The organism is Stenotrophomonas sp. YJH_SMC_53 (assembly GCF_059369995.1).
This window is the reverse complement of record NZ_JCAFTF010000009.1, coordinates 150,872-175,927: the sequence shown is the minus strand read 5'-3', so window position 1 is coordinate 175,927 and position 25,056 is coordinate 150,872. Positions and strand designations below refer to the sequence as shown.

Annotated in this window: 21 protein-coding genes; 10 read left to right on the top strand and 11 right to left on the bottom strand. The window is 66.4% G+C overall.

Annotated elements, in window-relative coordinates; all coding sequences use genetic code 11:
* Positions 1 to 53 precede the first annotated feature (53 nt).
* Entirely contained in the window at positions 54 to 1,430 is a 1,377-nt protein-coding gene (dbpA, locus tag AC5P7X_RS15575; protein ID WP_053501266.1) for an ATP-dependent RNA helicase DbpA, read from the bottom strand.
* 102 nt (positions 1,431 to 1,532) lie between these two features.
* Complete coding sequence (locus tag AC5P7X_RS15570) at positions 1,533 to 2,612, bottom strand: YeiH family protein (protein ID WP_495215113.1); 1,080 nt, start codon at positions 2,610 to 2,612, stop codon at positions 1,533 to 1,535.
* Between the two features lie 102 nt (positions 2,613 to 2,714).
* Here AC5P7X_RS15570 and AC5P7X_RS15565 point away from each other — a divergent pair, with 102 nt between their 5' ends.
* Entirely contained in the window at positions 2,715 to 3,590 is an 876-nt protein-coding gene (locus AC5P7X_RS15565; protein ID WP_495215112.1) for a LysR substrate-binding domain-containing protein, read from the top strand.
* A gap of 374 nt (positions 3,591 to 3,964) precedes the next feature.
* Entirely contained in the window at positions 3,965 to 5,839 is a 1,875-nt protein-coding gene (locus AC5P7X_RS15560) for an ATP-binding cassette domain-containing protein (RefSeq protein ID WP_206620126.1), read from the top strand.
* Positions 5,840 to 5,993: 154 nt separating this feature from the next.
* Here AC5P7X_RS15560 and AC5P7X_RS15555 read toward each other — a convergent pair whose 3' ends face one another.
* Both AC5P7X_RS15555 and AC5P7X_RS15550 read right to left on the bottom strand, forming a co-directional pair.
* Positions 5,994 to 6,455 (bottom strand): c-type cytochrome, encoded by a 462-nt coding sequence (locus AC5P7X_RS15555; protein WP_005416218.1) that lies wholly within the window; start codon positions 6,453 to 6,455, stop codon positions 5,994 to 5,996.
* A gap of 9 nt (positions 6,456 to 6,464) precedes the next feature.
* Positions 6,465 to 6,848, bottom strand: a complete 384-nt coding sequence (locus AC5P7X_RS15550) for a c-type cytochrome (protein ID WP_005416219.1) — start codon at positions 6,846 to 6,848, stop codon at positions 6,465 to 6,467.
* A gap of 206 nt (positions 6,849 to 7,054) precedes the next feature.
* Here AC5P7X_RS15550 and AC5P7X_RS15545 point away from each other — a divergent pair, with 206 nt between their 5' ends.
* Genes AC5P7X_RS15545 through AC5P7X_RS15535 form a run of 3 tightly spaced genes read left to right on the top strand, consistent with a single transcriptional unit; the run spans position 7,055 to position 14,795 of the window.
* Positions 7,055 to 8,200, top strand: a complete 1,146-nt coding sequence (locus AC5P7X_RS15545; protein WP_049411461.1) for an efflux RND transporter periplasmic adaptor subunit — start codon at positions 7,055 to 7,057, stop codon at positions 8,198 to 8,200.
* Positions 8,197 to 11,718, top strand: coding sequence for an efflux RND transporter permease subunit (locus AC5P7X_RS15540; RefSeq protein ID WP_053499673.1), 3,522 nt, complete (start codon positions 8,197 to 8,199; stop codon positions 11,716 to 11,718). Before AC5P7X_RS15545 ends, AC5P7X_RS15540 begins: the two co-directional genes overlap by 4 nt.
* Positions 11,715 to 14,795: an efflux RND transporter permease subunit gene (locus AC5P7X_RS15535; RefSeq protein WP_495215111.1), complete on the top strand. Its 3,081-nt coding sequence runs from the start codon at positions 11,715 to 11,717 to the stop codon at positions 14,793 to 14,795. The genes AC5P7X_RS15540 and AC5P7X_RS15535 overlap by 4 nt, the downstream gene beginning before the upstream one ends.
* Positions 14,796 to 14,891: 96 nt before the next feature.
* On the opposite strand, the gene AC5P7X_RS15530 is transcribed toward AC5P7X_RS15535, so the two are convergent.
* The 7 genes from AC5P7X_RS15530 to ykgO form a co-directional block, all read right to left on the bottom strand.
* Positions 14,892 to 15,737, bottom strand: a complete 846-nt coding sequence (locus AC5P7X_RS15530; protein ID WP_329842523.1) for a phytanoyl-CoA dioxygenase family protein — start codon at positions 15,735 to 15,737, stop codon at positions 14,892 to 14,894.
* A 49-nt stretch (positions 15,738 to 15,786) separates the two neighbouring features.
* Entirely contained in the window at positions 15,787 to 17,007 is a 1,221-nt protein-coding gene (locus AC5P7X_RS15525) for a TraB/GumN family protein (protein ID WP_088123866.1), read from the bottom strand.
* A 4-nt stretch (positions 17,008 to 17,011) separates the two neighbouring features.
* Positions 17,012 to 17,542, bottom strand: a complete 531-nt coding sequence (locus tag AC5P7X_RS15520) for a GNAT family N-acetyltransferase (RefSeq protein ID WP_005416225.1) — start codon at positions 17,540 to 17,542, stop codon at positions 17,012 to 17,014.
* A 14-nt stretch (positions 17,543 to 17,556) separates the two neighbouring features.
* Positions 17,557 to 18,444 carry a carbon-nitrogen hydrolase gene (locus tag AC5P7X_RS15515; protein ID WP_005416226.1) on the bottom strand — a complete coding sequence of 296 codons (888 nt, stop codon included), beginning with the start codon at positions 18,442 to 18,444 and terminating at the stop codon, positions 17,557 to 17,559.
* A gap of 233 nt (positions 18,445 to 18,677) precedes the next feature.
* A complete protein-coding gene (locus AC5P7X_RS15510; protein WP_005416227.1) occupies positions 18,678 to 19,715 on the bottom strand; it encodes an agmatine deiminase family protein in 1,038 nt (345 codons plus the stop codon).
* Between the two features lie 39 nt (positions 19,716 to 19,754).
* Positions 19,755 to 20,054 carry a hypothetical protein gene (locus tag AC5P7X_RS15505; RefSeq protein ID WP_227837998.1) on the bottom strand — a complete coding sequence of 100 codons (300 nt, stop codon included), beginning with the start codon at positions 20,052 to 20,054 and terminating at the stop codon, positions 19,755 to 19,757.
* Positions 20,055 to 20,229: 175 nt separating this feature from the next.
* Positions 20,230 to 20,355: a type B 50S ribosomal protein L36 gene (gene ykgO / locus AC5P7X_RS15500; protein WP_005409283.1), complete on the bottom strand. Its 126-nt coding sequence runs from the start codon at positions 20,353 to 20,355 to the stop codon at positions 20,230 to 20,232.
* Between the two features lie 197 nt (positions 20,356 to 20,552).
* On the opposite strand from ykgO, the gene cmk reads away from it, so the two are divergent.
* The 5 genes from cmk (at position 20,553) to lapB (ending at position 25,054) form a co-directional block, all read left to right on the top strand.
* Positions 20,553 to 21,230, top strand: a complete 678-nt coding sequence (gene cmk / locus AC5P7X_RS15495; protein ID WP_049411481.1) for a (d)CMP kinase — start codon at positions 20,553 to 20,555, stop codon at positions 21,228 to 21,230.
* Between the two features lie 198 nt (positions 21,231 to 21,428).
* Complete coding sequence (gene rpsA, locus AC5P7X_RS15490; protein WP_005416230.1) at positions 21,429 to 23,114, top strand: 30S ribosomal protein S1; 1,686 nt, start codon at positions 21,429 to 21,431, stop codon at positions 23,112 to 23,114.
* Positions 23,115 to 23,201: 87 nt separating this feature from the next.
* Positions 23,202 to 23,507: an integration host factor subunit beta gene (locus AC5P7X_RS15485; RefSeq protein ID WP_005409286.1), complete on the top strand. Its 306-nt coding sequence runs from the start codon at positions 23,202 to 23,204 to the stop codon at positions 23,505 to 23,507.
* 77 nt (positions 23,508 to 23,584) lie between these two features.
* Positions 23,585 to 23,869 carry a lipopolysaccharide assembly protein LapA domain-containing protein gene (locus tag AC5P7X_RS15480; RefSeq protein WP_005416231.1) on the top strand — a complete coding sequence of 95 codons (285 nt, stop codon included), beginning with the start codon at positions 23,585 to 23,587 and terminating at the stop codon, positions 23,867 to 23,869.
* Positions 23,870 to 23,875: 6 nt separating this feature from the next.
* Positions 23,876 to 25,054 (top strand): lipopolysaccharide assembly protein LapB, encoded by a 1,179-nt coding sequence (gene lapB / locus AC5P7X_RS15475; protein WP_005416232.1) that lies wholly within the window; start codon positions 23,876 to 23,878, stop codon positions 25,052 to 25,054.
* The last annotated feature ends 2 nt before the right edge of the window (positions 25,055 to 25,056 follow it).

Sequence of the window (25,056 nt, the reverse complement as noted above, 5' to 3'; positions counted from 1 at the left end):
GCGAAGAGCCGGGAGCCGGTCGTTGCCAACCGTGGTTGGCAACGCGGCTTCAATCACATCATCCGCACGCGGAAGCGACGGCCCTTGATCTTGCCGGCTTCCAGCCTGGCGACGGCCTTGTTGGCCTGTTCACGCGCGATCGCCACGTAGGAGCGGGTCGGGAAGATCGCGATCTTGCCGATGAACTTGCTCGACAGGCCGGCATCGCCGGTCAGTGCGCCGAGGATGTCGCCCGGGCGCAGCTTGTCGGTCTTGCCGCCGTCGATCCGCAGGGTGCGCATCGCCGCCTGCGGCAACTCGGCCGGGCGCGAGGTCGCCAGTGGCGTCTTCTGCCAGTCCAGTGGCTGACCCAGCTGTGCTTCGATGGCTTCGGCGCGGGTCTTCTCGCGGCCGGCCACCAGGCTGATCGCCAGGCCGCTGGCACCGGCGCGACCGGTACGGCCCACGCGATGCTGGTAGCTCTCCACGTCGGTCGGCAGTTCGTAGTTGATCACCGCCGCCAGCTCTTCCACGTCCAGTCCGCGCGCGGCGACGTCGCTGGCGACCAGCACGTTGCAGCTGCGGTTGGCCAGCCGCAACAGCACTTCCTCACGGTCGCGCTGCTCCATGTCGCCGTGCAGGGCGAGTGCGGAGAAGCCGAACTGCTGCAGCGAGTTGGCCACTTCGTCCACGTCCTTGCGGGTGTTGCAGAACACCACCGCCGATTCCGGCGCGTACTTCAGCAGCAGGCCGGCCAGCGCCTTCTGGCGATGCGCCGGTTCCACCTCGCAGAACAGGTGGCGGATGGCCGGTGCCTGGTCGGCACCTTCCACGGTCACCTCCACCGCGTCGCGCAGCAGGTCACGCGCCATGGCGCGGATGCTGTCGGGGAAGGTGGCGGAGAACAGCAGGCTCTGGCGATCCCTGTGGGTGCGGCCGGCGATCTCGCGGATCGGCTCCTCGAAGCCCATGTCGAGCATGCGGTCAGCCTCGTCCAGCACCAGCGTGCGCACCGCGCCAAGATTCAGCGCGCGCTTGCGTGCCAGCTCCTGCACGCGGCCGGGCGTACCCACCACCACGTGCGGGTCGTGGCCTTCCAGCGAGGCCAGCTGCGGGCCCAGCGGCACGCCGCCTACCAGCAGCAAAAGCTTCAGGTTGGGAATGCCGGTGGCCAGCTTGCGGATCTGCTTGCCGACCTGGTCGGCGAGTTCGCGGGTCGGGCACAGGACCAGCGCCTGCACGCGGATCAGGCTGGGGTCGACGGCCTGCAGCAGGCCCAGCCCGAAGGCGGCGGTCTTGCCGCTGCCGGTCGGCGCCTGTGCGATCACATCGTGGCCATCGAGGATGGCCGGCAGGCTCTGCGCCTGCACGGGGGTGAGGGTGGTGTAGCCGAGGGCGTCCAGGCCGGGCTGCAGGGCCGGGCTCAGCGGCAGGGTCGAGAAGTCAGTCATGGCGCATTGTACCTGCCTGCGCGGCAGCGCCCGTCCTGGGCCGCCATCCACGCATGGCGTGGATCTACGGGTGGGTGCCGACCGTTGGTCGGCACGCCTTGCTCAGCCCAGCACCGCCAACACACCCTGGTGGATCGCCAGGCCACCGAACAGCAGCCAGGCGAACAGGATCAGCGCCAGCAGCAGTGGCTTCAGGCCGGCCTGGCGCAGCGCCGAGACATGGGTGGTCAGGCCCAGCGCGGCCATCGCCATCGCCAGCAGCACGGTATCCAACTGCACCAGCCCGGCCTGCAGGCTGGCCGGCAGCAGGTGCAGTGAATTGAAACCGGCCACTGCCACGAAACCGAACGCGAACCACGGCACTACGATGCGCGCCTTGCTGCCGTCGGCGCCGGCCTTGCCGCCACGCGCCAGCCACAACGACAACACGACCAGGAACGGCGCCAGCAGCATCACCCGCACCATCTTGGTGATCACCGCAGTATCGGCGGCGGCTTCGCTGACCGTGCGGCCGGCGGCCACCACCTGCGCCACTTCGTGCACCGTCGCACCAGTGAACAGGCCGTACTGCCGCGCGTCCATCGCCAGCCAGCCGTGCGACTGCACCAGCGCATACAGCGCCGGGTACAGGAACATCGCCAGCGTGCCGAACACCACGACGGTAGAAACCGCGACAGTGACCTGCGCAGCGCGGCCACGCACCACCGGTTCGGCGGCCATCACCGCTGCCGCACCGCAGATCGCGCTGCCGGCGCCGATCAGCATTGCCGCCTCACGTTCCATCTTGAACACACGTACGCCCAGCCAGCAGGCCAGGCCGAAGGTGCTGGCAACCACCAGCACGTCCATCAGCACGCCGCTGACGCCGACATGGCCGATGTCCTGGAAGGTCAGGCGCAGGCCGTACAGCATTATGCCGGCGCGCAGCAGCCAGTGCTTGGAGAAGCCGACACCGGCCGCGCTGCTCGGCGCCAGCCGCGGGTAGAGGGTGTTGCCGACCACGATGCCGGCCACGATGGCGACGGTCAGTGCACTCAGGCCATGCGCCTGCAACCAGGGAAGCTCGGCCAGGTACAGCGATGCCGCCGCGATCAGGCCCACCAGCAGAAGGCCGGGCAGGCGCGGCTGCCAGCGTTGGCGCAGGGCGGGCAGGGACCAGGAGGAGAGAGCGGGGGCGTTCATGGCAGGGGTAGGGCTGTAGTGACGGGGCAAGCGTGCGCCTTCGTCCATGACCTGTAAAACGAATAATATGGGTGAAACCTACCTATCAAGCGGGTAAATGCCATGCGCTTGACCTTGCGCCAGCTGCAAGTCTTCGTCGCCATCGCCGACCACGGCAGCACCACCGCCGCCGGCCAGGCCATCGCGCTCTCGCAGTCGGCCAGCAGCGCCGCCCTGCAGGAACTGGAGGCGCACTTCGGTACGCCGCTGTTCGACCGCATCGGCCGTCGCCTGGCGCTGAACGGGCACGGCCGCGCACTGCTGGAGCCGGCGCGCACCCTGCTGGTCAATGCCGCCGATCTGGAGCGGCAGCTGGCCGCCGGTGGCGATCCGTCGCAGGGGGCACCGCTGCGGCTGGTACTGGCCGCCAGCACCACCATCGGCAATTACCTGCTGCCGCCGCGCATCGCCGAGCTGCTGCGGCACGCCCCGCAGGCCGAGGTCGACCTGCGCATCGACAACAGTGCTGGCGTAGTCGCCGCCGTGCAGCGCCTGGACGCCGACGCCGGCCTGATCGAAGGCCCGTGCCATGAACGCGGTTTGCAGGTCACGGCCTGGCAGCAGGATCCGCTGGTGATCGTCGGCGCCGCCGACGTCCCCCCGCGCTGGTCGCTGGACGAACTGCGCCGTGCCCGCTGGCTGCTGCGCGAACCGGGGTCCGGCACCCGCGAAGCAGTGGAACAGGCGCTGTTACCGCACCTGCGCGGCTTCGCCCAGACCCTGCAGCTGGGCAATACCGAAGCGATCAAGCAGGCCGCCATCGCCGGTCTCGGCCTGGCCTGCCTTTCCCGCCACGCGCTGGAAGAGCCGCTGGCCCTGGGCCGGCTGCGCGTGCTGGAGACCCCGCTGCCGCCCCTGCAGCGCACCCTGTGGTTGGTACGGCATCCCGGCAAGCAGTGGCTGCCGGGGTTGCAGGCGTTGCTGGGGGAGGTGGGGTAATTCATCAGATTCCCATGTGTCGACCAAGGTCGATACCCACCAGAGCAGAATGCCGTTCCGACAGATCGCAGAAATCTGTCGAAGGCGGGATGGGCCCGTTGCGGGGGCGTGAGCCGCATGGGCCCGAGGCATGCCTCGGGCGGGTTGGGCAGGACGCCCAACCCCGGTCTTGCCGTGTGCGCAGGACAGCGCACACGAGCAAGCGGCGACCGGGCCTACATGGACGTATTTACGGCGTCCCCCGCAACCGGACCCATCCCGCCTCCCACAGGAAGCCGCTTTTGACGTTGCGTTGAGGTTGCCGGCCAGCGGCCGGCACTACCGCGGGTGCCGGGTGCAACCCGGCCGACGCCCCCAACCCGTACAATATCCGGATGCCTCTGATTACTCTGCAGAACGTCGACTTCAGCGTCGGCGGCCCGTTGTTGCTGGAAAAGGCCGAACTGTCGATCGAGCCGGGCGAACGCATCGCCTTGATCGGCCGCAACGGCGCCGGCAAATCCACCCTGCTCAAGCTGCTGTCCGGCGATCACAAGCCCGATGACGGGGAAGTCCGCGTGCAGCAGGGCGTGCGCGTCACCCGCCTGGAGCAGGAAGTGCCACATGGCGCCGCCGGCTCGGTGTTCGACGTCGTCGCCGATGGCCTCGGTGAACTGGGCCAGTGGCTGGCCGAATTCCATCACCTGAGCCACGCCGAAGTATTTGATGGCGAAGCACTGGGCAACGTGCAGGCCAAGATCGACGCCGCCAACGGCTGGGGCCTGGATCAGCGCGTCAGCGAAACCCTGACCAAGCTCGACCTGGACGGCGAGGCCGAGTTCGGCCGCCTGTCCGGCGGCATGAAGCGCCGCGTGCTGCTCGCCCGTGCGCTGGTGTCCAGCCCCGACGTGCTGCTGCTGGACGAACCGACCAACCACCTCGATATCGAAGCCATCGACTGGCTCGAAGCGTTCCTGAAGGGTTGGAGCGGCAGCGTGGTGTTCGTTACCCATGACCGCCGCTTCCTGCGTGCACTGGCCACCCGCATCGTCGAGATCGACCGTGGCCAGGTCACCAGCTGGCCGGGCGACTGGGCCAACTACGAGCGTCGCCGAGAGGAACGCCTCAACGCGCAGGCGCAGGAAAACGCGCGCTTCGACAAGCTGCTGGCGCAGGAAGAAGTCTGGATCCGCCAAGGCATCAAGGCGCGCCGCACCCGCGATGAGGGCCGCGTGCGCCGCCTGAAGGCGATGCGCGTGGAGCGTTCGCAGCGCCGTGATCTCAGCGGCAACGTCAAGATGGAAGCCGCACAGGGCGTCAGCTCTGGCAAGAAGGTCATCGACGTCAAGGATATTTCGTTCGCCTTCGGTGAGCGCACCATGGTCCGCGACTTCACCACCACCATCATGCGCGGCGACCGCATCGGCCTGATCGGTCCCAACGGCAGCGGCAAGACGACGCTGCTGAAGCTGCTGCTGGGCGAGCTGCAGCCGGCCAAGGGCGAAGTCAACGCCGGCACCAACCTGCAGATCGCCTATTTCGACCAGTACCGCGCGGTGCTGCGCGAAGACTGGAGCGCGATCGAGAACGTGGCCGAAGGCCGCGATTTCCTCGAGTTCAACGGCAAGCGCAAGCACGTGCATGCCTACCTGCAGGACTTCATGTTCACCCCGGAACGCGCGCGTGCGCCGATTACCCGCCTGTCCGGTGGAGAGCGCAACCGCCTGCTGCTGGCCAAGCTGTTCGCGCAGCCGTCCAACCTGCTGGTGATGGACGAACCGACCAACGACCTCGACGTGGAAACCCTGGAGCTGCTGGAAGAGCTGCTGGGCGAATACACCGGCACTCTGCTGCTGGTCAGCCATGACCGTGACTTCATCGACAACGTGGTGACCTCCACGCTGGTGATGGAAGGCGACGGCGTGATCGGCGAGTACGTCGGTGGCTACAGCGACTGGCAGCGTTATGCGGCCAGCATCGCGGCGCCTGCCTCGGTCCCCGCAGCCAAGCCGCCGGCCGCCGCCCCGGCCGCTGCCCCCCCGGCTGCCCCCAAGCGCAAGCTGGCCTACAAGGAAGCACGCGAGCTGGAGCAGCTGCCGAAGACCATCGAGAAGCTGGAAGGCGACGTCGAAGGGTTGACCTCGGCGATGAACGACCCGGCGTTCTATACCCGCAGCAGTGCGGAAGTGACCGCGCACACCCAGCAGCTGGCCAAGGTGCAGGCCGAGCTGGATGCCGCGTACGCGCGCTGGGAAGAGCTGGAAGGCTGAGTATCGGTCGGCGCCAGCAGTGCGCCGATTGATCGGATGAAGAATCAGTAGATCCACGCCATGCGTGGATATGCGGATCTGTGCGGACCAACGGTCCGCACCCACCAATCAACGGTCCGTGCGGACCAGGGTCCGCCCCACCGGGGGGCGGCGGTCATTTGACCCCGTGCAGATCCCGCAACTGGCTCGGCCGGCTACCGAAATACGCCGCCAGATCGGCGATGTCCTGATCACTCAGGTCCTTCGCCTGCGGCGTCATCAGCGCATGCTGGCGGTCGCCGGCGCGGTAGGCCTGCAGCGCGTGCGCCAGGTAGTCACCGTACTGGCCACCCAGTTTCGGATAGGTCGGATCGATCGGCGCATTGCCGTCGGCCCCATGGCAGTCGATGCAGCTCTGGTTGGTGGCCTTGCCCTTCACCTTGGCGCGCGCCTCACCGGCGGCCTCGCGGCCTGCCGGCAGGCCGGCGGAGGACGAAGAACCGTGTTCGCCGCTGGCATGGCCCGGGTCGGCAGCGGATTTCTCGCTGTTCTCCACCTGCGACTGCGAACAGGCGGCCAGCAGCAGGGCAACGGACAGGGCGATGGCGTGACGCATCGGATGCGCGGCTTTCGACATGGGCGGGCCTTACTTGACGGTGGACAGGTAAACAGAGAGATCGGCGATCTCCTGTTCGCTGAAACTCATCGACTGCGCCTGCATCGTCGGATGCCGGCGCTTGCCCTGGCGGTACTCGGTCAGGGCCTGGGCCAGGTACTGCTGGGTCTGGCCGCCGATCTTCGGCACCCGGTAGCTGGGGTAGGCGTTCTTGTAGCCGGTGATGCCGTGGCACCCCTGGCAGGTGTAGGCCAGGACACGGCCATTGTCGAAGTTGCCGGTGGGCGTGGCAGGCGCCGGCGCGGCGGCAGGCGCCGGGGTGGGTGTGGCAGGAGCGGGAGCGGGCTGTGCGGCGGCCCCAAGGGGCAGGAGGACGGCCAGAGCGAGACAAGCGGCGAGCGGCTGCGGGCGCATGGTGTCGTTTCCGGGGATTCGGGTCTGGTCGTTCCGGCGTGGGGTACGGAACGACCCGAGTATAGCCCCAGGTTTCATCTAGCTGAAATGGGGGGCGGGCCGACCAGTGGCACGAAGGCACCATGACCTTTGGGATATGGTGTTGCTGTGAAGTGGTGCATTACTTTGCTACCACACCTGTCCACGCATCCTCCAGGGACCTGACGATGTCGCACCCAACCTTCCTGTCCGGCCGTCGCAGCGGAATCTGCGCTGCCGCACTGCTGATCTCCACCTCCCTGCTGCTGGGCGGTTGCGCCGCAGGGCCCAATTCCGAAGCCAAGGCCGCCGAGACCAAGGAGGAGAAGAAGGTCGACGCAGTCCCGGTCGAAGTGGCGGTGGCCAGCCATCGTGCCGTCGCAGCCAGCTACACCGGCACCGCGGCGCTGGAGCCACGTGCAGAGTCGCAGGTGGTCGCCAAAACCTCCGGCGTGGCCTTGGCGGTGCTGGTCGAGGAAGGGCAGCGGGTCACCGCCGGCCAGCCGCTGGTGCGGCTGGACCCGGACCGTGCACGCCTGGCCGTGGCGCAGAGCGAAGCGCAGATGCGCAAGCTGGAAAACAACTACCAGCGCGCACAGAAGCTGGTCGGCCAGCAGATGGTCAGCGCTGCCGATGTCGACCAGCTGCGCTACGACCTGGAGAACGTCCGTGCGCAGTACCGCCTGGCTACGCTGGAGCTGTCCTACACCACGGTCGTGGCACCGATCTCGGGTGTGATCGCCTCACGCTCGATCAAGACCGGCAACTTCGTGCAGATCAATACACCGATCTTCCGCATCGTCGACAACTCGCGGCTGGAGGCCACGCTCAACGTACCCGAACGTGAGCTGGCCACCCTGCGTGCCGGCCAGCCGGTGACGCTGGCGGCCGACGCACTGCCGGGCCAGAGCTTCACCGGCACCGTTGACCGCATCGCGCCGGTGGTGGACTCGGGCAGCGGCACGTTTCGCGTGGTCAGCGCCTTCGATGGCGCCGCCCACGCGCTGCAGCCCGGCATGTTCGGGCGCATCCGCATCGATTACGACCAGCGTGCCGATGCGCTGGTGGTGCCGCGCCTGGCGTTGCTCGACGACGGTGAGCCGGCGGTGTTCCGCGTGCGCGAAGGCAAGGTCGCACGCGTTCCGGTCAAGCTGGGTTACGCCGAGGGCCCGTGGGTGGAGATCCGTGATGGCCTGGCGGCCGGTGATCAGGTGGTCACCGCCGGCAAGGTCGCCCTGCGCGACGGCACCACGGTGCAGGTGATCGCCGATCCGAAGGCGAAGGCGGTCGCGGCGGCCGCCAAGCCCGCAGACAAGGCCGGGAGCAAGCAATGACTGCCCCGGGCCACGACCACGGTGCCTCGCCGGCGAGCGACGGCGCCGCCGCCGGCATGCGCGGCGGCCTGGTGGAATTCGCCACGCGTCGCCGTGTGACCATCGCCATGTGCACGGTCACGCTGCTGCTGTTCGGCCTGATCGCGCTCGGCAACCTCAAGGTCAACCTGCTGCCCGACCTGAGCTACCCGACGCTGACCGTGCGCACCGAATACACCGGTGCGGCGCCGACCGAAATCGAAACCCTGATCACCCAGCCGGTTGAAGAAGCGGTGGGCGTGGTCAAGAACCTGCGCAAGCTGAAGTCGGTCTCGCGCACCGGCCAGAGCGATGTGGTGCTGGAGTTCGCCTGGGGCACCAACATGGACCAGGCCAGCCTGGAGGTGCGTGACAAGATGGAAGCGCTGAACCTGCCGCTGGAGGCCAAGGCCCCGGTGCTGCTGCGCTTCAATCCGTCCACCGAGCCGATCATGCGCCTGGTGCTGTCGAACAAGACGGCGCCGACCAGCGATGCCGATGCGGTCCGCGAGCTGACCGGCCTGCGCCGCTATGCCGATGAAGACCTGAAGAAGAAGCTGGAGCCGGTCACCGGCGTGGCAGCAGTGAAGGTGGGCGGTGGCCTGGAAGATGAGATCCAGGTCGACATCGACCAGCAGAAGCTGGCGCAGCTGAACCTGCCGATCGACACCGTCATCAAGCGCCTCAAGGACGAGAACATCAACATCTCCGGCGGCCGCCTGGAGGAGGGCTCCCAGCGCTTCCTGGTGCGTACTGTCAACCAGTTCGCCGACCTCGAGGAAATCCGCAACCTGCTGGTGACCACCCAGGCCGCCAATGGCAGCGCAGCCGACTCGGCGTTGCAGCAGATGTTCAACATCGCCGCGTCGACCGGTTCGGCGGCAGCCATCGCCGCCGCGTCGGCGGCACAGAGCGCATCGTCCGGTGGTGGCTCCAGCGTGGTCGCCAATGGCGTGCCGGTACGCCTGAAGGACGTGGCCACGGTGCGGCAGGGCTACAAGGAGCGTGAAGCGATCATCCGCCTGGGCGGCAAGGAATCGGTCGAGCTGGCCATCTACAAGGAAGGCGACGCCAACACCGTGTCCACCGCCGAAGCGCTGCGCAAGCGCCTGGAGCAGATCAAGGGCACGTTCCCGTCCGATGTCGAGCTGACCACCATCGAGGACCAGTCGCGCTTCATCGAGCACGCCATCGCCGACGTCAAGAAGGACGCGGTGATCGGTGGCCTGCTGGCAATCCTGATCATCTTCCTGTTCCTGCGCGATGGCTGGAGCACGTTCGTGATCAGCCTGTCGTTGCCTGTATCGATCATCGCCACGTTCTTCTTCATGGGCCAGCTCGGCCTGAGCCTGAACGTGATGTCGCTGGGCGGCCTGGCATTGGCCACTGGCCTGGTGGTGGATGACTCGATCGTGGTGCTGGAGAGCATCGCCAAGGCCCGCGAGCGTGGCCTGGGCATCCTGCAGGCGGCGATTGCCGGCACCCGCGAAGTGAGCATGGCGGTGGTCGCCTCGACCCTGACCACCATCGCCGTGTTCCTGCCGCTGGTGTTCGTCGATGGCATCGCCGGGCAGCTGTTCCGCGACCAGGCGCTGACCGTGGCGATCGCCATCGCGATCTCGCTGCTGGTGTCGATGACCCTGATCCCGATGTTGAGCTCGCTGAAGGGGCGGCCGCCGCTGGCGTTCCCGGAAGAGGCGCCGAACGAAGCATGGCAGCCGCAGAAGCGCTGGCAGAAGCCGGTCGCGCTGGGCCGCCGTGGCGTGGTTGCCAGCGTGCGCTGGAGCTTCTATGCGCTGGCCTGGCTTGTCGTGCGCGTGTGGCGTGGCGTGGTGGCAGTGGTCGGCCCGGTGATGCGCAAGGCCAGCGACCTGGCGATGAAGCCCTATGCAGGCGCCGAGCGAGGCTACCTGCGCCTGCTGCCGAGTGCGCTGGCGCATCCCGGCAAGGTGCTGGGCGTGGCAGCCATCATCTTCGTGGCGACCATGGCGCTGGTACCGATGCTTGGCGCGGACCTGATTCCGCAGCTGGCGCAGGACCGGTTCGAAATGACGGTGAAGCTGCCGGCCGGCACGCCGCTGAAGCAGACCGATGCGCTGGTGCGCGAGCTGCAGCTGGCGCACGGCAAGGGGGAGGGCGTGGCCTCGCTGTATGGCGTCAGTGGCAGCGGCACCCGGCTGGATGCCAGTCCGACCGAAAGCGGCGAGAACATCGGCAAGCTGACTGTGGTGATGGAAGGCGGTGGCAACGCGCGCACTGAAGCGGCAATCACCGAACGCCTGCGCGGCACCATGAGCCAGCACCCGGGCGCCCAGGTCGACTTCGCGCGGCCGGCGTTGTTCAGCTTCTCCACGCCGTTGGAAATCGAACTGCGCGGGCAGGACATGGCGACCCTGGAAGTGGCCGGCCAGCGCTTGGCGGCGATGCTGCGCGGCAATGCGCACTACGCCGACGTGAAGTCGACGGTGGAAGAGGGCTTCCCGGAAATCCAGATCCGCTTCGACCAGGAGCGCGCGGGTGCGCTGGGCCTGACCACCCGCCAGATCGCCGACGTGGTGGTGAAGAAGGTGCGCGGCGACGTCGCCACCCGCTACAGCTTCCGTGATCGCAAGATCGACGTGCTGGTGCGTGCCCAGGAAGGTGACCGCGCCAGCGTCGAGAGCATCCGCCGGCTGATCGTCAATCCGGGCAGCACCCGCCCGGTCACCCTGGACGCGGTGGCCGACGTGGTCGCCACCACCGGCCCCAGCGAGATCCATCGTGCCGACCAGACCCGGGTGGCGGTGGTATCGGCCAACCTGCGCGACATCGACCTCGGCGCAGCCATGCGCGAAGTGCAGCAGATGGTGGCCGAGCAGCCGCTGGGTGCGGGCGTTGGCCTGCACATCGGTGGCCAGGGCGAAGAGCTGGCGCAGGCGGCGAAGTCGCTGATCTTCGCCTTTGGACTGGCGATCTTCCTGGTCTACCTGGTGATGGCCTCGCAGTTCGAGTCGCTGCTGCACCCGTTCGTGATCCTGTTCACCATCCCGCTGGCGCTGGTCGGCGCGATCCTGGCGCTGATGCTGACCGGCAAGCCCATCTCGGTGGTGGTGTTCATCGGCCTGATCCTGCTGGTCGGCCTGGTCACCAAGAACGCGATCATCCTGATCGACAAGGTCAACCAGCTGCGCGAAGCCGGCGTGGCCAAGCATGAGGCGCTGGTGGAAGGTGCGCGTTCGCGCCTGCGCCCGATCATCATGACCACGCTGTGCACGCTGTTCGGCTTCCTGCCGCTGGCGGTGGCCATGGGCGAGGGCGCCGAAGTGCGTGCACCGATGGCGATCACCGTGATCGGTGGCCTGCTGGTGTCGACGCTGCTGACGCTGCTGGTGATCCCGGTGGTGTACGACCTGATGGATCGTCGCGGCGACGCCTATTACCGTGAGCGCGGCCGCAAGCATGCCGGTGAAGGCCTGCATGGCGACGAGGGCGGCACGGCAGGTGTGGAGGAGCCGGCATGAGCGTTGCCGAGTTCTCCATCCGCCGCCCGGTCACCACCATCATGTGCTTCGTGTCGCTGGTAGTGATCGGCCTGATCGCTTCGTTCCGGCTGCCGTTGGAGGCGCTGCCGGACATCTCCGCGCCGTTCCTGTTCGTGCAGATCCCATACACCGGTTCGACGCCCGAGGAAGTGGAGCGGACCATCATCCGCCCGGTCGAGGAGTCGCTGGCGACGATGACCGGCATCAAGCGCATGCGCTCATCGGCCACCTCCGAGGCGGCGCTGATCTATATCGAGTTCAGCGACTGGGACCGCGACATCGCCATTGCCGCGTCCGACGCGCGCGAGCGTATCGATGCGATCCGCAGCGACCTGCCCGACGACCTGCAGCGCTACAACGTGTTCAAGTGGTCCAGCAGTGACCAGCCGGTACTGAAGGTACGCCTGGCGAGTACCACCGACCTGACCACTGCCTATGACATGCTCGACCGTGAGTTCAAACGGCGCATCGAGCGTATTCCCGGTGTGGCCCGCGTCGACATCACCGGTGCACCGCCGAACGAGGTGGAGATCGCCATCGATCCGAACCGGCTCAACGCGCATGGGTTGAGCATCAACGAGCTGAGCGAGCGCCTGCGCACGCTGAACTTCTCGATCTCGGCCGGGCAGATCGACGACAACGGCCAGCGCGTGCGCGTGCAGCCGGTGGGCGAGATCACCGACCTTCAGGAGATGCGCGACCTGGTGATCAACGCCAAGGGCCTGCGCCTGGGCGATATCGCCGACGTCCGCCTGAAGCCTGCACGGATGAACTACGGGCGTCGCCTGGACGGCAACCCGGCGGTCGGCCTGGACATCTTCAAGGAGCGCAGCGCCAATCTGGTGGACGTGTCGCGCGCGGCGCTGGCCGAAGTCGAGGCGATCCGCGCGCAGCCGTCGATGCGCGACGTGCAGATCAAGGTGATCGACAACCAGGGCAAGGCGGTGACCTCGTCGCTGCTGGAGCTGGCCGAAGCCGGTGCGGTCGGCCTGATCCTGTCGGTGACGGTGCTGTTCTTCTTCCTGCGCCATTGGCCGTCGACGCTGATGGTGACCCTGGCCATTCCGATCTGCTTCACCATCACCCTGGGCTTCATGTACTTCGTCGGGGTGACATTGAACATCCTGACCATGATGGGCCTGCTGCTGGCCGTGGGCATGCTGGTCGACAACGCCGTGGTGGTGGTGGAGAGCATCTACCAGGAGCGCGAGCGCATGCCGGGGCAGCCACGGCTGGCCTCGATCATCGGCACCCGCAACGTGGCCATCGCGCTCAGCGCCGGTACGCTGTGCCACTGCATCGTGTTCGTGCCGAACCTGTTCGGCGAGACCAACAACATCAGCATCTTCATGGCGCAGATCGCGATCACCATCTCGGTCTCGCTGCTGGCCTCGTGGCTGGTCGCGGTCAGCCTGATTCCGATGCTGTCCGCACGCATGGCCACACCCAAGCTGGTGCACTCGCAGACCGGCCTGATCGCGCGCCTGCAGCGGCGCTATGCACAGCTGCTGGACTGGTCGCTGCACCACCGCGGCTGGAGCCTGCTCGGCATCCTGCTGGTGGTACTGGTCAGCCTGGTGCCGATGAAGCTGACCAAGGTCGACATGTTCGGGGGCGAGGGCGGCAAGGACATCTTCATCGGCTACATGTGGAAGGGCGCCTACACCTACCGGCAGATGTCCGAGGAAGTGGCGCGCGTGGAGAGCTGGATCGACCAGAACCGCGAGCGCCTGCACGTGAAGCAGGTGTACTCCTGGTACAGCGAGCAGGAAGGCAGCTCCACGGTGGTCACCCTGGACGAGAGGTACGCCAAGGACATCAAGGCGCTGCAGGAAGAGTTGCGCAAGGGCCTGCCGAAGTCCGCCCGCACCGACTATTTCGTCGGCAACCAGGGCGGCGATGGCGGGGGTGGCGGCAACCAGGGCGTGCAGGTGCAGATGGTGGGCGATTCCAGCTCGATGCTGCAGGAGATCGGCCAGGAAGTGGTGCCGTTGCTGGCGCAGCGTGCCGAACTGCGGGACGTGCGCATCGACAACGGCGAGAAGGGCGGCGAGCTGAAGGTACGCGTCGACCGTGAGCGTGCCGCAGCGTTCGGTTTCAACGCCGAACAGGTGGCCAGCTTCGTCGGCCTGGCGCTGCGCGGCGCACCGATGCGCGAGTTCCGTCGCGGTGACAATGAAGTGCCGGTGTGGGTGCGCTTTGCCGGCGCCGAGCAGAGCAGCCCGGAAGACCTGGCCGGTTTCAGCGTGCGTACCGGCGATGGCCGCAGCGTGCCGCTGCTGAGCCTGGTCACCGTGGACGTTGGTTCGTCGGCCACCCAGATCGGCCGTACCAATCGTCAGACGACATTGACCATCAAGGCCAACCTGGCCGGGAAGGTCACCGCACCGGACGGGCGCAAGGCGATAGAGGCCGTGCTCAAGCCGATGAACTTCCCGGCCGGCTACGGCTTCACCTTCGATGGCGGCGACTACGGCAACGATGATGAAGCCATGCAGCAGATGGTGTTCAACCTGCTGATCGCGCTGGTGATGATCTACGTGGTGATGGCGGCGGTCTTCGAGTCGCTGCTGTTCCCGGCGGCGATCATGAGCGGCGTGCTGTTCTCGATCTTCGGCGTGTTCTGGCTTTTCTGGATCACTGGCACCTCGTTCGGGATCATGTCCTTCATTGGCATCCTGGTGCTGATGGGCGTGGTGGTGAACAACGGCATCGTGATGATCGAGCACATCAACAACCTGCGGCGCAGCGGCATGGGCCGTACCCAGGCGCTGGTGGAAGGCTCACGCGAACGCCTGCGCCCGATCATGATGACCATGGGCACGGCGATCCTGGCGATGGTGCCGATCTCGCTGACCGACACGCAGATGTTCGGCAATGGCCCGGAGTACTCGCCGATGGCGCGCGCGATTGCCGGCGGCCTGGCGTTCTCGACCGTGGTCAGCCTGCTGTTCCTGCCGACGATCTACGCGGTGCTCGATGACCTGCGCAATGCCGTGACGCGGCTGATCCGTCGCGCGCGAGGTGTGGAGGTCGTGGCGGGGACCGCGGTGTAGTGGTCGAGCTTGCTCGACCGTAATACGCGCCAACGTGTTGTGGTGTGGGGGAGGCCGGTCGTAGTGGGGCGGCCTCCCCCCTTTTTTCGGCTTGGGTCAGGCCTTGCGCAGGAACCAGGTCCGGCGCGTGTACTCGTGACCGAAATCCACCTGCCCGAACCGTGCGATCTCACGCTGGCCACGCCGGTAATAGCGCCACGGTGCTTTGGACAGCGGAGGAGTTTGCCCGTAGAAAACATCCATGTGGCCCACCGGCATCGACTTCGGCGTTACGTGCATGACCACGCTGCGACGCGTTCCGGCAGAGGGATGTGGCGCGCCGCCGTGGAACAGCTGCGGGTGCCAGACGATCACATCGCCAGGCTGCACGTGCACCGACTGCGGCTTCAGGCCAGCGTCTTCGCATTGACGCGCCACCGCATCCTGATAGGCGGTCCAGCCTTCCGGCGACATGGCGCTGATCGGGCCGTCGCCGAAGACAGTGCGTCGCAGCGCCTGCACGTCAATCGGCGGCAACAGGTGGCTGCCCGGAACCACGCGAAGGGGGCCATTGCTTTCATCAACCGCATCCAGTGCGGTCCACACTCCCATGTAGCGCTCGCCCGGAGAGGTGCAGAACACTGGCGTATCGCGATGCAAAGACTGTTCCGATCCGCGCTCGTAGTAGAGGCTGGTGTAGAGCGTGGTCGGTTCGCCGAGGAAACGATCGCAGACGTCGATGGCCGGGTTGTCAGTGAGCAGGCGGGTCATCGCATCCACCGCCAGGTGCAGGTTGACGACCCGATACATGCGCTTGTGTTCGTCCAGGTTGCGCGACACCGCCTTTGGATTGCGCTGCTTGAAGCGCACGATGCGCGCGTTGATGTCCTGGACCAGTGCGGGTGCAATCGCCTGGCGCACCACCACGAAACCATCGCGCATCAGCGCATCGTATGCATCCATTGAAGTGTTCCTTCCTAAAACGCTGAGTATAGGCACGAGCGCTGGGACGTCATCCCGCCACCTTTCCCCACACCTTGAACGTGGTCAGCCACAGGCCAAGCATGCTGCCGATGTTGGTCAGCATGAAGGTCAGCACCACGCGGGTAACGCGATTGCGGTACCAGCCCTTCAGGCTCTGCGCATCGTCGCGCAGCTTCAGGAAGTCCTCGTAGGCTGGCTTGCGCACACGCGCTTCCACCAGTGCCGAGAAGGCGCCGGTCGGGATGCTCAGGCGGAACGGCTTGAACGGGGCTACCGCGATCGCGGTGAGGATGCTCAGCGGGTGACCACCGGCCAGCAGGCAGCCCAGGCCGGCCAGGCCGCCGGTATACATCGCCCAGGTTGCCAGCAGCTCGGTGCCTACGCCCAGGCCGCCGCGGTAGAAGCCTACGCCGATGCCGGTCGCCACGATCGCCAGGATGCCCAGCGTGAACCACGGGATGTTGCGCTTCTTCGGCACCGCCTCCAGCTCGGCGCGCAGCGGCGCCGGTGCCTCGGTGTCGGTTTCCAGGTGGCGTGCCAGACCCGCCAGGTGGCCGGCTCCGACCACTGCCAGCACTTCGCGCTGGCGCGGGTCGTGTTCTTCGCGCAGGCGGGTGGCCATGTAGCGGTCGCGCTCGCCGATGATGGTTTCGTACAGCGCCGGACTCTCGCTTGCGAACTCACCGAAGCTCGATTCCAGCATGTCGCCCTGCTTGAGCTTCTCGATCTCGTTCTCGCCCACTTCCTCGGACGAGAACAGGCCGGCGCCGAGGCCGGCAACCAGCTTCAGCTTGCCGAAGAAGCCCAGCCGTTGCGACGCGCGGCGGAAGGTCAGGCCAACCTCGCGGTCGATCAGGTGCACCGGCAGGTTGCGTTCGCGGGCAAGTTCCACCGCACGTTTCAGCTCGGCGCCGGGCTCGATGTCGAGTTGCTCGGCCAGGCGGCGCTGATAGGCGGACAGAGCGAGGTTGGCGGCGAACAGGGCGACGCGGCCCTTGCGGATCACCTCGACCAGGTCGAGCTTGGCGAGCGTGTCGGGGTCGCTCAGCGCCTGCAGGCGCTGCGGGTCCAGCTCGACGGCAACGGCATCGAAGCGGCCGCTGTCGATGGCTTTTTCAACGGCCTCGACGCTGGCGCGGGAGACGTGGGCGGTGCCCAGCAGGGTGTAGCGCACGCCGTCGCGTTCGACGACGCGCACCGGCTGGCCGGCGAACAGGTCGTCGCCGGTCTCGGGAAGGGTTTCGGTCATGGGTTCATTCATTGGAGGGGGCGGTGTCGGCGCCATCGCCGAGCGCGCGCTGCATCTGTACGGTGTCCAGCCAGCGGCCATGCTTGCGGCCGAGGCCACGGAACACGCCCACCAGCTCGAAGCCGAAGCGTTCGTGCAGCTTGATCGAGGCGGTGTTGGTCGGTTCGCCGATCACCGCCACCATCTGCCGGTAGCCACGTGCCACGCAGGCGTCGATCAAGGCCTGCAGCAGGCCGGTGCCGACACCCTTGCCCTGGAACGCGGCATCGACGTAGACCGAGTTCTCCACGGTCCACTGGTAGGCAATGCGGGTGCGATAGGTGTTGGCATAGGCATAGCCAGCCACCTGGCCGTCGATCTCGGCGACCAGGTAGGGGAAGCCACGATCAATGATGTCGCGCATGCGGCGCAGCATCTCGGTCGCGTCCGGGATGTCGTACTCGTAGGTGTTGACGAAATCGGTCACTTCCACCGCGTAGATGGCGGTGATTGCGTCGATGTCGGCCGGACCGGCATCACGGATGAGGACGGCCATGCGCGGGCTCCGGCTCAGTCGATGTAGCGCTTGAGCAGGTCGCCGTATGCATCGATGCGGCGATCACGCAGGAACGGCCAGATGCGGCGCACATGCTCGCTGCGCTGCAGGTCGACGTCGCACAGCAGCACGGTGGCCTCGGTGCCGGCCTCGGCCAGGAACTCGCCCTGCGGGCCGAGCACGTGGCTGTTGCCCCAGAACTGGATGCCCGACGCGCCCAGCGGCGACGCCTCGTGGCCGACGCGGTTGCAGCTCAGCACCGGCAGGCCGTTGGCCACGGCGTGGCCACGGTGGCTCAGCACCCAGGCGTCGCGCTGGCGGGTCTTCTCGTCCTGCACGTCGTCCGGGTCCCAGCCGATCGCGGTCGGGTACAGCAGCAGCTCGGCACCGGCCAGCGCCATCAGGCGCGCCGCTTCCGGGTACCACTGGTCCCAGCACACCAGCACGCCCAGGCGACCCACCGAAGTATCGATCGGCTTGAAGCCGATGTCGCCCGGGGTGAAGTAGAACTTCTCGTAGAAGCCCGGGTCGTCCGGGATGTGCATCTTGCGGTACTTGCCGAGCAGGCTGCCGTCCTTCTCGAACACCACGGCGGTGTTGTGGTACAGGCCAGCAGCGCGGCGCTCGAACAGCGAGCCGACCAGCACCACGCCATGCTTCTTCGCCAGTGCGCCCAGGCGCTCGGTGCTCGGGCCCGGAATGGATTCGGCCAGGTCGAATTCGTCCACCGATTCGTGCTGGCAGAAATACGGGCCGTTGTGCAGTTCCTGCAGCAGCACCAGCTTGGCACCCTGCGCAGCCGCCTCGGCCACGCGTGCTTCGATCACCGCCAGGTTGGCGGCGGCATCACCGTGGTTGCGCTCTTGGATCAGGGCGACGGTAAGGGGGCTGCGCGAGTTCATGCGGGGCGTTCCTGCGGGGGAAAACCTGCATGTTAGCGCGGATGGGCGGCGACGGCGTGTTGCGCGCTGAATGGCCGGTGTTGTAGAGCCGAGCCCATGCTCGGCTGCGCTCTGCTTCGATCGCGCGAGCGGCCAGCCGAGCGTGGGCTCGGCTCTACATGAAGCCAGTCGAGCATGGCTCGACTCTACAAAAGCGGTGCCGGGCGGTGCCGGGCGGGGCCCGGCGTCATCCGTCAGACCTTCAACAACCCGGCCGGCAGCTGCATGGTGATGCAGTGCAGGCTGCCGTTCTGCCAGATCAGCGAGCGGCAAGGCACCTGCACGATCTCGCGACCCGGATGCGCCTGGGCCAGCACATCACGGGCCAGGTCGTCGGCCGGGTCGCCATAGGCCGGCATCAGCACCGCGCCGTTGACGATCAGGTAGTTGGCGTACGACGCAGCAAGACGGCGGCCTTCGTCGATCACCGGCCGCGCCCACGGCAGCGGGAACAGGCGATACGGCTGGCCGTCCTTGGTGCGCAGCGCGGCCAGCTCGTTGCCCATCGCCTGCAGCTCGGCGTAGTGCGAATCGCTCTCGTCGTCGCAGGCCTGATAGACGATGCTGTCAGCGGAGGCGAAGCGGGCGAGGGTATCGATGTGGGCGTCGGTGTCGTCGCCTTCCAGGTAGCCGTGGTCCAGCCACAGCACGCGGTCCTGCTGCAGCCAGTCGGCCAGGTCGGCGCTCAGGCTGGCGCGGTCGCGGTCCGGGTGGCGTTCGTGCAGGCACTTCCAGGTGGTCAGCAGGGTGCCTTCGCCGTCGGTCTCGATGCCACCGCCTTCCAACGCGAACGGAATGCTGCGTACCGGGGCGTCGTTGAACACGCCAGCCTGGTCGAGCACGCCCACCAGCTGGTCATCCAGGGTGGCGTCGAACTTGCCGCCCCAGCCAGTGAAGCGGAAGTCCAGCAGCTGGAAACCGCCGTCGGCGCGGCGCAGGGTGATCGGGCCGGAGTCGCGCAGCCAGGTATCGTCGTAGGCGGCCGTGGTGAAGTGCACCTTGTCCATGTCGATGCGGTTGGAGCGCAGCCGCATTTCGGCATAGGTCTCCACATCGTCGTCGGCCACGCAGATCAGCACCGGCTGGAAGCGGGTGATGGCCGCGACCAGGGCGATGTAGGTCTCTTCCACCTGGCCCAGGCGGTCGGCCCAGTCGGTGTCGGCGGTAGGCCAGGCAATCAGGACGCCGCTCTGGGCTTCCCACTCGGCAGGAAAACGAAGGGTCTGGTTCATGGTCTCGCTACACAGGCCCGCCCAGGGCGGGAAAAGGGATCAACGGATCGGTGGTTTCGGGCCGATTTCGTTCGGGTCCGCCTGGTTGGCCACCACGTCGATCACCTTCTGCTTCTCGAAGTAGACGGTGAACTGCGGGTACACCCAGCGGTTGATGGTCGGCCATTGCCGCTTCTGCCCGCCACGCGGCTGCAGTTGTTCGCTGGGCGCGCCGAACTGCGCCTGCACCTGCTGCATGCTCTGGCCGCGCACGGGCAGGGCACCGGCCGGCTTCTCGCGGGCACGGTCGACAAGCAGGGTATCGGCCAGTGCCGGTGTGGCGGCGGCCAGGGTGGCCATCACGGCCAGGGCGGACAGGTAACGCTTCATCTCGATCTACTCCCCAGTGGTCAAGAAAGGCGATTACAGCAAAAACGGCAGGAAAAAGCCGCATAAACAAAAAACCGCCCGAAGGCGGTTTCTTGCATCGGGTCGGCCCCGCGTAGGGCCAGCCGCAGCCGGAAGGCTGTGAGGCTTAGCGCTGACGCGCCTTGAAACGCGGGTTCGACTTGCAGATGACGAAGATCTTGCCACGACGACGCACGACCTTGCAGTCACGGTGACGGGCCTTCGCCGACTTCAGGGAGGACAGGACTTTCATGGCATACCTCGGCGTAAACAGTAGTTGTTCGGGTGGAGCGTGGCCGCGATATGCGAAAGACAATCGGCAGTTGACGCTCGTTCAAGCCCGCCATTCTACCGGGCTTTTCCTCATGGTTTCAAGTGGTTGCACAAAAGATCCCGCTGGGGGCGTCTGGCAGGGGCTAGAATGGCCTCTTCACACGCTCTGGGACCCCCATGAATCCACTCGCTCCCGTCCTGACCATCGACGGCCCATCCGGGGCCGGCAAGGGTACCATCAGCCGCATCATCGCGCGCAGGATGGGCTGGCATTACCTGGATTCGGGCGCGCTGTACCGGGCGGTGGGCGTGGCCGCAAGCTGGGCCGACATCGACACCTCCGACGCCTCCGCGCTGGTCCGCTGCACCTTTGACACCCACGTTCAGTTTGTCGAGCAGGGCGATGCCATGCGGGTCATGGTCAACGGCACCGATGCCACCGACGAGCTGCGCCTGGAGACCACCGGGGCGCTGGCCTCGGCCATTGCCGCCATCCCGGAGGTCCGGGCCGCCCTGAAGGAGCGCCAGCGCGCATTCAGGGAGCTGCCGGGCCTGGTCGCCGACGGCCGCGACATGGGCACGGTGATCTTTCCGGACGCCCCCTACAAGGTCTTCCTGACCGCCAGTGCCGAGGAGCGCGCAGAGCGCCGGCATAAGCAGTTGAAAGACAAGGGGGTTTCTGTTAACTTTGATGACCTCCTGCGCGAGATCATGGCCCGCGACGCCCGTGATGCTCAGCGTACCGTGGCGCCCCTGAAGCCGGCAGACGATGCTGTCCTCATCGACACCACAGGCATCGGCATCGATGATGTCGTTGCCCGAGTGATGGATCTGCTTCCGGTTCCGGCTGCCTGATCCGTTCGCGCGGGAGCACTGCCAGTCGCATCGGCAGTGGTCGCGCAAAGCAGTGCTGTACCCGCTCCGTCGCGCAATGATGCGTGGCGGTTTTCCTACTACACACGACCTGCGTTTCCGGGGTCGACCAACAGGCGGGCGGTCGCCATTCCCCTGAAGGGGACGCCACCGACCCATGTGTCCAACAGAGTAAATCTAATGACCGAATCATTTGCCGAACTGTTTGAAGCCAGCCAGGCCAACCTGGCCAAGCTGAAGCCGGGCGCCATCGTCAGCGGTACCGTTGTTGAAGTCCGCGGCGACGTCGTGGTGATCAACGCTGGCCTGAAGTCCGAAGGCATCGTGCCGATCGAACAGTTCCGTAACGACGCTGGCGAAATCGACGTCGCCGAAGGCGATATCGTCAAGGTCGCCCTCGACTCGATCGAGAACGGCTTCGGCGAAACCGTCCTGTCGCGCGAGAAGGCCAAGCGCGCGATGGTGTGGGACGAGCTGGAAGAAGCGTTGGAAAAGAACGAAACCATCACCGGCCGCATCAGCGGCAAGGTCAAGGGTGGTTTCACCGTGGACATCAAGGATGTCCGCGCCTTCCTGCCGGGTTCCCTGGTCGATGTGCGCCCGGTGCGCGATCCGGCCTACCTGGAAGGCAAGGAACTCGAGTTCAAGCTCATCAAGCTGGACCGCAAGCGTAACAACGTCGTGGTCTCGCGCCGCGCTGTCGTCGAAAGCGAGCACTCGGAAGAGCGCGAGCAGCTGATGGACAAGCTGCAGGAAGGCGCGATCCTGAAGGGTGTCGTCAAGAACCTGACCGATTACGGCGCGTTCGTGGACCTGGGCGGTATCGACGGCCTGCTGCACATCACCGACATGGCGTGGAAGCGCGTGCGTCACCCGTCGGAAGTCGTGAACGTCGGCGACGAGCTGGACGTCCGCGTGCTGAAGTTCGACCGCGAGCGCAACCGCGTTTCGCTGGGCCTGAAGCAGCTGGGCGAGGATCCGTGGGACAACATCGGCCGTCGTTACCCGGCCAACAGCCGCGTCTTCGGCAAGGTCTCCAACGTCACCGATTACGGTGCGTTCGTTGAGATCGAGCCGGGCGTCGAAGGCCTGGTGCACGTCTCCGAGATGGATTGGACCAACAAGAACGTCAACCCGTCCAAGGTTGTCCAGGTGGGTGATGAAGTCGAAGTGATGGTGCTGGACGTCGATGAAGAGCGTCGCCGCATCTCGCTGGGCATGAAGCAGGTTGCCGCCAATCCGTGGGAAACCTTCGCTGCCACCCACAAGAAGGGTGACAAGGTGTCGGGCCAGATCAAGTCGATCACCGACTTCGGCATCTTCATCGGCCTGGACGGCGGCATCGACGGCCTGGTCCACCTGTCCGACATCAGCTGGAACACCACCGGCGAAGACGTCGTTCGCAACTTCAAGAAGGGCGATACCCTGGACGCCGTCGTCCTGGCCGTCGATCCGGAGCGCGAGCGCATCTCCCTGGGCGTGAAGCAGCTGGAGCAGGATCCGTTCGGCCAGTACATGGCTGCCAATCCGAAGGGTTCCAAGGTCGAAGGCGTGGTGAAGGAAGTCGACGCCAAGGGCGCGATCATCGAGCTGGCTGACGGCATCGAAGGTTACGTCTCGGCCCGCGACATCGCCAACGAGCGCGTTGACGACGCCACCCAGCACCTGAAGGTCGGCGACAAGGTCGAAGCCAAGTTCGTGGGCATGGACCGCAAGGGCCGTACCCTGCAGCTGTCGATCAAGGCCAAGGACGACGCTGAAATGCGCGAAGTGCTGGAGGAATACCAGTCCTCTTCGGCTTCCAGCGGCACCACCCAGCTGGGCGCGCTGCTGCGTGCACAGCTGAACGGCAACAAGTCCGAGTAATCGGCCTTAGGCTGTTCGTTGTTTCCTGGACGGCCCGGGCATTGCCCGGGCCGTTTCAGGCTGAGATGCCCCTGATGTGAGCCGGTAATGACCAAATCCGAACTGATCGAAATCCTTGCGCGCCGCCAGGCGCACCTGAAGGCCGATGATGTCGATCTGGCGGTGAAGTCGTTGCTGGAAATGATGGGCGGATCGCTGTCCGCCGGGGATCGCATCGAAATCCGTGGATTTGGCAGCTTCTCGCTGCACTATCGTCCGCCGCGCCTGGGTCGCAACCCGAAGACCGGCGAATCGGTTGCCCTGCCGGGCAAGCATGTCCCCCATTTCAAGCCGGGCAAGGAACTGCGCGAGCGGGTCAGCAGTGTGCTGCCGCTGGACGCCGATCCGGCCTGAGCCTGCCGTCGCGCCACCGCGTGCGAATCCAGCCGCGAGTCGGATAAGCTACGGACTCCTGCCACTGGAGCTGTCGCATGAAGGTTTTTCGTCTGCTGGTCCTGCTGGCGGTGCTGATCCTTGGATTGATCATCGGTGCGGTCAACATGACCGCAATGTCGATCAACCTGCTGTTTACCCAACTGCACACTTCGGTGGGCGTGGCCCTGATTGCCGCGCTGCTGGTCGGTGTCGTGGTCGGTGCCGGGCTGGTGCTGGTGAGCGTGGTCATTCCGCTCTACGGCCAGCTGCGTCGCGCCAACAAGTCCGCTGCCGCTTCGCCGGCACCGGTTGCTTCCCCCCAATCTTTTGATGGACGTTGATCGAAGATGGATTTCGTCACCGAGTGGTTCTGGTTCTTCCTGTTCGTACCGCTGGCCGCACTGGCCGGGTGGGTGATCGGGCGGCGTGGTGGCCAACGCCACGGTGACAGCCAGGTCAGCCGCCTGTCGAGCACCTATTTCCGTGGCCTGAACTACCTGCTCAACGAGCAGCCGGACAAGGCCATCGAGCTGTTCCTGCACATCGCCGAGCTGGACAAGGAAACCTTCGAGACCCAGGTCGCGCTGGGCCATCTGTTCCGCCGTCGTGGCGAAGTCGACCGCGCCATCCGCCTGCACCAGGGCCTGGTCAATCGCCATGACCTGAGTGACGCACAGCGCGTGCAGGCCCTGCTGGCCCTGGGCGAGGACTACATGAAGTCCGGCCTGCTGGATCGTGCCGAGACCGTGTTCACCGAGCTGGCCCAGCTGGATCAGCGCGCACCGCAGGCGCTCAAGCACCTGATCGGTATCTACCAGGCCGAGCGCGATTGGGAAAAGGCCATCGACAACGCCACCCGGTTCGAGGATGTCACCGGCGAGCCGATGGGCAAGCTGATCGGGCAGTTCGAGTGCGAACTGGCCGAGCGATTCCGTGGCGCCGGCAAGCTGGAAGAGGCGAGGGCAGCGATCGCCCGCGCCTACCAGGCCGATGCGATGTCGGTGCGCGCCGGCATCATCGAGGGCCGGTTGGAAACCGACGCGGGCAATCCTGAGGCCGCCGTGCGCGCCTTCGAGCGCGCCGCGCGCAACGACCCCGAATACCTGCCGGAACTGCTGCCGGCGTTGATGCAGAACTATCGCAAGGTGGGCGATCTGGCAGGTGCGCGCGCGTTCCTGTCGGAGATGACAGAGCATTACCGTGGCATTGCCCCGGTGCTGGCGCTGACCCGGTTGATGGAAGAGCAGGAAGGCGTGGCCCCGGCGCGTGCCTACCTCGGCCGCCAGCTGAAGGATCGCCCGTCGGTGCGTGGCGAGTCCGCGCTGATCGACCTCACCCTGGCCGAGGGCGCCGATTCCACAGCCACCCTGCATGACCTCAAGCACATCACTGACCAGTTGCTGGTGCGCAACCCGGCCTATCGCTGCACCCGCTGCGGCTTCGGGGCGCGTACCCACCACTGGCAGTGTCCGAGCTGCAAGGAGTGGGGGACGGTCAAGCCGCTGCTGAACTACGCGGTGCTCTGATC